The 5,590-nt window shown below is 73.6% G+C and carries 5 protein-coding genes and 1 pseudogene; all 6 read left to right on the top strand.

Annotated features, from left to right (window positions below; translation table 11 throughout):
• The first annotated feature begins 151 nt into the window (after positions 1-151).
• Positions 152-934: pseudogene (locus IPL89_17330) on the top strand (radical SAM protein).
• A gap of 572 nt (positions 935-1,506) precedes the next feature.
• Positions 1,507-1,764, top strand: coding sequence for a hypothetical protein (locus IPL89_17325; GenBank protein MBK9064925.1), 258 nt, complete (start codon positions 1,507-1,509; stop codon positions 1,762-1,764).
• Positions 1,761-2,486, top strand: coding sequence for a class I SAM-dependent methyltransferase (locus tag IPL89_17320; GenBank protein ID MBK9064924.1), 726 nt, complete (start codon positions 1,761-1,763; stop codon positions 2,484-2,486). The genes IPL89_17325 and IPL89_17320 overlap by 4 nt, the downstream gene beginning before the upstream one ends.
• 338 nt (positions 2,487-2,824) lie before the next feature.
• Positions 2,825-3,496, top strand: coding sequence for a cobalamin-dependent protein (locus tag IPL89_17315; GenBank protein ID MBK9064923.1), 672 nt, complete (start codon positions 2,825-2,827; stop codon positions 3,494-3,496).
• A 299-nt stretch (positions 3,497-3,795) separates the two neighbouring features.
• Positions 3,796-4,497, top strand: a complete 702-nt coding sequence (locus IPL89_17310; GenBank protein MBK9064922.1) for a class I SAM-dependent methyltransferase — start codon at positions 3,796-3,798, stop codon at positions 4,495-4,497.
• An 836-nt stretch (positions 4,498-5,333) separates the two neighbouring features.
• Positions 5,334-5,590, top strand: a 257-nt coding sequence (locus IPL89_17305; GenBank protein ID MBK9064921.1) for a hypothetical protein, incomplete at its 3' end; no start/stop codon positions are given.

The following is a 5,590-nucleotide window of genomic DNA, read 5'->3' as shown; positions in this document are numbered from 1 at the left end:
GACTTCGACGCGCTGCCGTTGCCGGCCTGGGACCTCGTCGACGCGGCGGCGTACCGTACGGCCTGGACGCGCGCGCACGGCCGGCTCAGCTGGAACGTCGTGACGACGCGCGGCTGCCCTTTCCACTGCAACTGGTGCGCCAAGCCGCTCTGGGGGCACGCGCTACGCCCAGCGCAGCCCCGGCAACGTCGCGGACGAAGTCCGCCTGCTCGCCGACACGGTGCGCCCGGATCACATCTGGTTCGCGGACGACATCTTCGGCCTCTCGCCGCGCTGGACGGAGTCCTACGCGGAGGCGCTCGCCGAGCGGCGTGTCAGGATCCCGTTCACGATGCAGTCGCGCGTCGACCTCATGACGCCCTCGGCCGTCGCGGCACTGGCCGCCGCCGGCGCCGAGGAGGTCTGGATGGGCGTCGAGTCCGGCTCGCAGCGGATCCTCGACGCGATGGACAAGGGCACGCGCATCGGCCAGGTCAAGACGGCGACGCGCCTTCTCAGGAGCCACGGCATCCGCGTCGCGTGGTTCCTCCAGCTCGGCTACACGGGCGAGACCTGGGCGGATCTCCTCGCGACACGCGAGCTCGTCCTCAGCGAGCGGCCCGACGACGTCGGCGTCTCGGTCGCCTACCCGCTCCCCGGGACGCTCTTTTTCGAGCGCGTGAAGGAGCAGCTCGGCGCGCGCACGAACTGGAGCGACAGCGACGAGCTCGCCATGATGTTCCGCGGGACGTACACGAGCGCGTTCTACCGGCGTGTGCGCGACGTCCTGCACGAAGAGGTGGCCACCTTCGCGGCCGGCACGAACGCCGCCGCCGAAACGCGCCTCTCCTGCGACGAGAAGTGGCGCGAGCTGGACGAAACAGAGAGTCTGCACCGCTCCGAACCTCTCGAGGTCGAAGCCTCGGGGCCGCGCCTTCGCATCGCGCGCGCGTGACGCCGGGCGGCGCCGTGCATTCCCTTCCCGCGGCCGTCCGAGCCTTCGACGCCCTCGCCCCGGGTTTCCGACGACGCCTTCTCCGCGTGGGCGTCCGTCGCCGCCCAACGCCGCGCCGTCCGCCGCGAGCTCCTCGCCGCGTTTCCGCCGGGCGCCCGCCTGCTCGAGCTCGGGGCGGGACCGGCGAGGACGCGCTCTTTCTCGCGGCTGCGGGAAGGAAGGTCCACGTGACGGACGGCGCGCCCGCGATGGTCGCGCAAACGCGCGAAGGCCCGGGCCGCCGGCGTCGGCACGGTCGTGACCGCCGAGCGGTTGGCGCTCGAGGACCTCGGCGCCTGGGCCGCGGCGCGGCGGCGCGCCCTTCGATGGCGTCTTCTCGAACTTTGCGTCGCTCAATTGCGTCACGGACCACGCCTCCGTCGCGCGCGGCCTCGCACGCGTTCTTCCGCCGGGCGCGCGCGCACTCCTCGTCGTCTTCGGCCCGGCTTCGCCGGCCGAGGTCGCCGTGCTGCTCCTGCGCGGGCGGTTCCGGGCGGCGTTCCGGCGCTTCTCGCCGTCCGGCGCCGGCGCGCGTGGCCGGCGAGACGTTCACGGTGACGTACCCGGCGCCGCGCGCGTTCGCGGTCGCGTTCTCCCCGTGGTTCGTCCTTCGCGGCACCACCGGCATCGGCGTCTTCGTGCCGCCGAGCTCGGCCGAGCCCTGGATTTCGCGCGTTCCGCTCGTCCTCGCGGCAGCCGAGGCGGTCGACCGGCTCGCCGCCCGGCCGCTCGCGCTCCTTGCGGACCACGTGCTCCTCGACTTCACGCGCACGGAAGCCGAGGCCCCGTGAGCGAGCCCGCGCGCCGCCGCTGGGCCCGCGCCTACGCCCGGCTGCGCCGGACCGAGGGTCGCGGCGCCGGAGGCACGCGCGAGCTCTTCGCGCTCCCGTGGGTCACGGAGGGCCCGCTGGCCGCGCAGTGGCGGATCCGCGCACGCACCTTCGACGCGTTCCTCCGGCGCGTCGTGGCTCCCCTCGAGCGCGAGCGCGGGCGGGCGCTCCGGGTCCTCGACCTGGGCGCGGGAAACGGCTGGCTCTCGGCGCGGCTCGCGGCGCGCGGCCACCGCTGCGTCGCGGCGGACCTCCGCGTGGACGACGTGGACGGCCTCGCGGCCGCGGCGCCGTTCGCCCGGCGCCTCGCGCGCATGTTCGGACGAGTCGCCGCCTCGTTCGACGCGCTCCCGCTCGGCCCGCGGCTCTTCGACATCGTCGTCTTCGACGCGTCGCTGCACCTCGCCGAGGACCTCCACGCGTCCTCGCCGCGGCCGCGCGTACGGCGGCGCCCGGCGGCTGCGTCGCGGTCATCGCCTCCCCGTTCTCCGCGCGCGCCGCCTCGGGCGACGCGATGCGAGCCGAGAAGCGCCGCGAGACCGCGGCGCGCTTCGCCGAAGCCGCCGAAGACCTCCTTGCGCTCTCGCCCGTGGAGGTTCCTCACGAAGGAGCGGCTGGCGGCGCCGCCGCGCCCGCGGGCCTATCCTTCCGCCGGCGGCGCGTTCTCTACCCCCGCGCACTGAAACGCGGGCTTGGTGGCGCGGCTGAAGGGCGCGGTGCGCCGTCGCGCTTCGATCTCTGGAGTCGCCGACGCCCCGGGGCTCATGATCCTCCTCGTGAACACGCGCGCCACGCGGGCGAAGAACCGGCGATTTCCCCTCTCCCTCCTCGCCCTCGCGCCGCACTGCCCGAGGGAGTCACGTGGCAGATCGTCGACGGCAACCTGGAAGGGTCCGACCCGGCCTCCGAGGCCGCCGCGATCGTCGCCGCGCGCGCGGGAACGGACGATCCCGTCCGCTCTCGTCGGCATGACCGTCATGCCGGGGCCGCAGCTCCTCTCGGCCGTGCCGTCGCGCGCGCCTTGAAGGATCGCTTCCCGAACCTGCCGATCGTCTGGGGCGGCTACTTCCCGAGCCTCTATCCCGCGCCGGTCCTCCGCGCGCCGTATGTGGACTATCTCGTGCGCGGCCAGGGAGAGCGAACGCTCGTCGAGCTACTCGGCGTCCTCGCCGGGCGCGTCGACCCCGCGTCCGTCGCGGGCCTCGGCTGGAAGGACGGCGGGGAGGCGCGGCTCAACCCCGAGCGCGCCTGGGAGGGACCCGACGCGTTCCCGCACGTGCCGTGGGCGCGCGTCGACGTCCCGAACTACCTCCGCCCGTCGGCGCTCGGCGAAAAGAAGCGGCGTCTACCAGGCGTCCATCGGCTGCCCGTACACGTGCAACTTCTGCGGCGTCATCGGCGCGTTCGGCAGCCGGGAGAAGTTCGCGTCGCCCTCGCGCACCGAGGCCGACCTCGCGCACCTCGCCGCGACGCGCGGGATGGACTCCGTCCACTTCTACGACAACAATTTCTTCCTCCGCGAGGAGCACGCCGTCGAGCTCTGCGAGCGGATTGCGCCGCTCGGGCTGAAATGGTGGGCCGAGGCGCGGATCGACGCGATGCTGCGATTTTCCGATGCGACGTGGCCGACGATCCGGCGCGCGGGCCTCACGATGGCGTACTTCGGGGCGGAATCGCTCGGACGAGCGCCTGAAGAAGATGTCGAAGAACCTGACGATCGAGCAGACGCTCGCCCTCGCCGCGAAGACAAGGGAGCACGGGATCCTCCCGGGTTCTCGTTCGTCTTCGGCGACCCGGACGACCCCGAGGAGGACGTCGAGACGAACCTCGCGTTCATCGAGAAGCTCGCGGCGGTCAACCCGGACCTCAAGCTCATCACGTATTTCTACACGCCCACGCCGCAGCGCCGCGGGACGTACGGCAACGTCGACCCGCTGTCGACGACGCCCGGCGACGCTCGACGAGTGGACGACGCCCGAGTGGCTCGGCTGGATGACCCACGAGGACCCGAAGGTCCCGTGGCTGCCGCCGCGGCTCAAGGGGCGTGTCGAGGACTTCGCTCGCCGGCTGAGGGGCGGCCTCGTGCCCGCGGACTCGCAGGCCTACGGACACCTGAGGAGGCGTCGTGAGCGCCGTTCTGAAAACGCCGAAGCGTACCGCCTCTGGTCCGACACTTACGACGAGGAAAATCCGCTCACCGTCCTCGACGAGGCGGCCGTCCGGATACTCACGCCCGAGCTCGACGGTCTCGACCTCCTCGACGCGGCGTGCGGAACCGGGCGGCGCCTCGTCTTCCGCGGAACGCACCGCGCTCGGCGGTCGGATCGACCTCGTCTACGAGAGATGCTGGCCCGCGGCCGGCTCGTGCCCGGCCGTCCGACCGCCACCTCGGCCGCCGACGTCCGGTCCTTGCCGTTTCCGGCCGCGCGCTTCGACGTCGCCTGGTGCCGGCTCGCCGCCGGCCACCTTCCTGCCCTCGCGCCGCTTTACGCCGAGCTCGCACGCGTCCTCCGGCCCGGCGCGTGCGCGGTCGTCACCGACTTCCACCCGGAGGCGGTGCGGCGCGGCACACGCGGATCTTCCGCGACGCATCCGGCGCGTCCCACGCCGTCGAGCACGTCGTGCACGAGTCGGACGACCACGAATCGGCGGGGCGCGCCGCCGGGCTGTCGTTCGACTCCGGCGGCTGGCTGAGCGTCGGTGCCGAAGTCCGACCCTTCTATGAGCGCGCCGGAAAGCTCGACCGCTACGCGCGCGACGCCGGCATGCCGCTCCTTCTCGCGCTGAGTTCGCGCGGTGAGGCTCCGACTCGTGACGCACGTCGGGGCCCTCGAGGTCGACGGCGGCCGCATCACCCCCGACGGCGGCGCGCCGGACGTCACGGTCGACCTCGACGGCGCGACCCTTCTCCCGGCCTCGTGAACGCACGACCACCTCCATCGCAATCATCTTCCGCGCCTCGGCGAGACGCCTATGCCGACGCGGGCGCGTGGGGCCCGGGACCTCCACGAACGGTTCACGGATGATCTCGACCGGCGCCATGCGCTCTCGCGCCGGGAGGCGCTCCTCTTCGGCGCCCTCAAGAACGTCCTCGGCAGCGCGACGACCGCCGTCCACCACGACGGGTGGAGGAGGACTTCGATCAGGACTTCCGCTCCATGTCGCGCATCCCGACCGTGCAGTCCGTGCGCGAGGCGCCCGACGAAACGCCGTCGGTCCGTGGACCATGCACCTCGCCGAGGGAACGAGAGCCGCGAGGCGGGCGAGGAGATCGCGGACGCCGACGCGCGCGGGCTCCTCGGCCGCTCCTCGCGGCGGTCCACCTCGTCGCGACGGACGCAGACAGTCTGTCCCGTCTGACGCGCGCGCGGTGCGCGGTGGTGCCCGACGTCGAACGTTCCTGTACCGCGCGACGGCTTCGCGCGCCCTCTTCGGCGCAGGCCTCGAGGTCTTGCTCGGGACGGATGCGCTCGTGAGCGGCGCCGGCACGCTTCTCGACGAGCTCGCCGCGGCCCCGGGCCACGGGCCTCGTGTCGGACGCGCGGCTCGCCGCCGCCGTCGGGGCGGTGGCCGCGCGGAGGCTCGGCCTGCCGGTCCCGTCGCTCGAGACGGGCGCACAGGCGGACCTCGTGGCGCTCCGTGTGCCGCTCCTCTCCGCGCGGCCGCGCGACGTCGCGCTCGTCCTCGTCGCCGGCCAGCCCGTCCTCGCGGACGAGGAGTTCGCGGGCGTGTTCGACGCCGCGGGCGTCGCGCACGAGCCGCTCGTCGTCGGCGGCGTCGCCAAGCG

This window comes from Acidobacteriota bacterium (genome assembly GCA_016716715.1).
GTDB lineage: Bacteria > Acidobacteriota > Thermoanaerobaculia > UBA5066 > UBA5066 > Fen-183.
The sequence above is the reverse complement of the archived record's forward strand: the minus strand, read 5'-3'. Positions and strand labels throughout refer to the sequence as shown.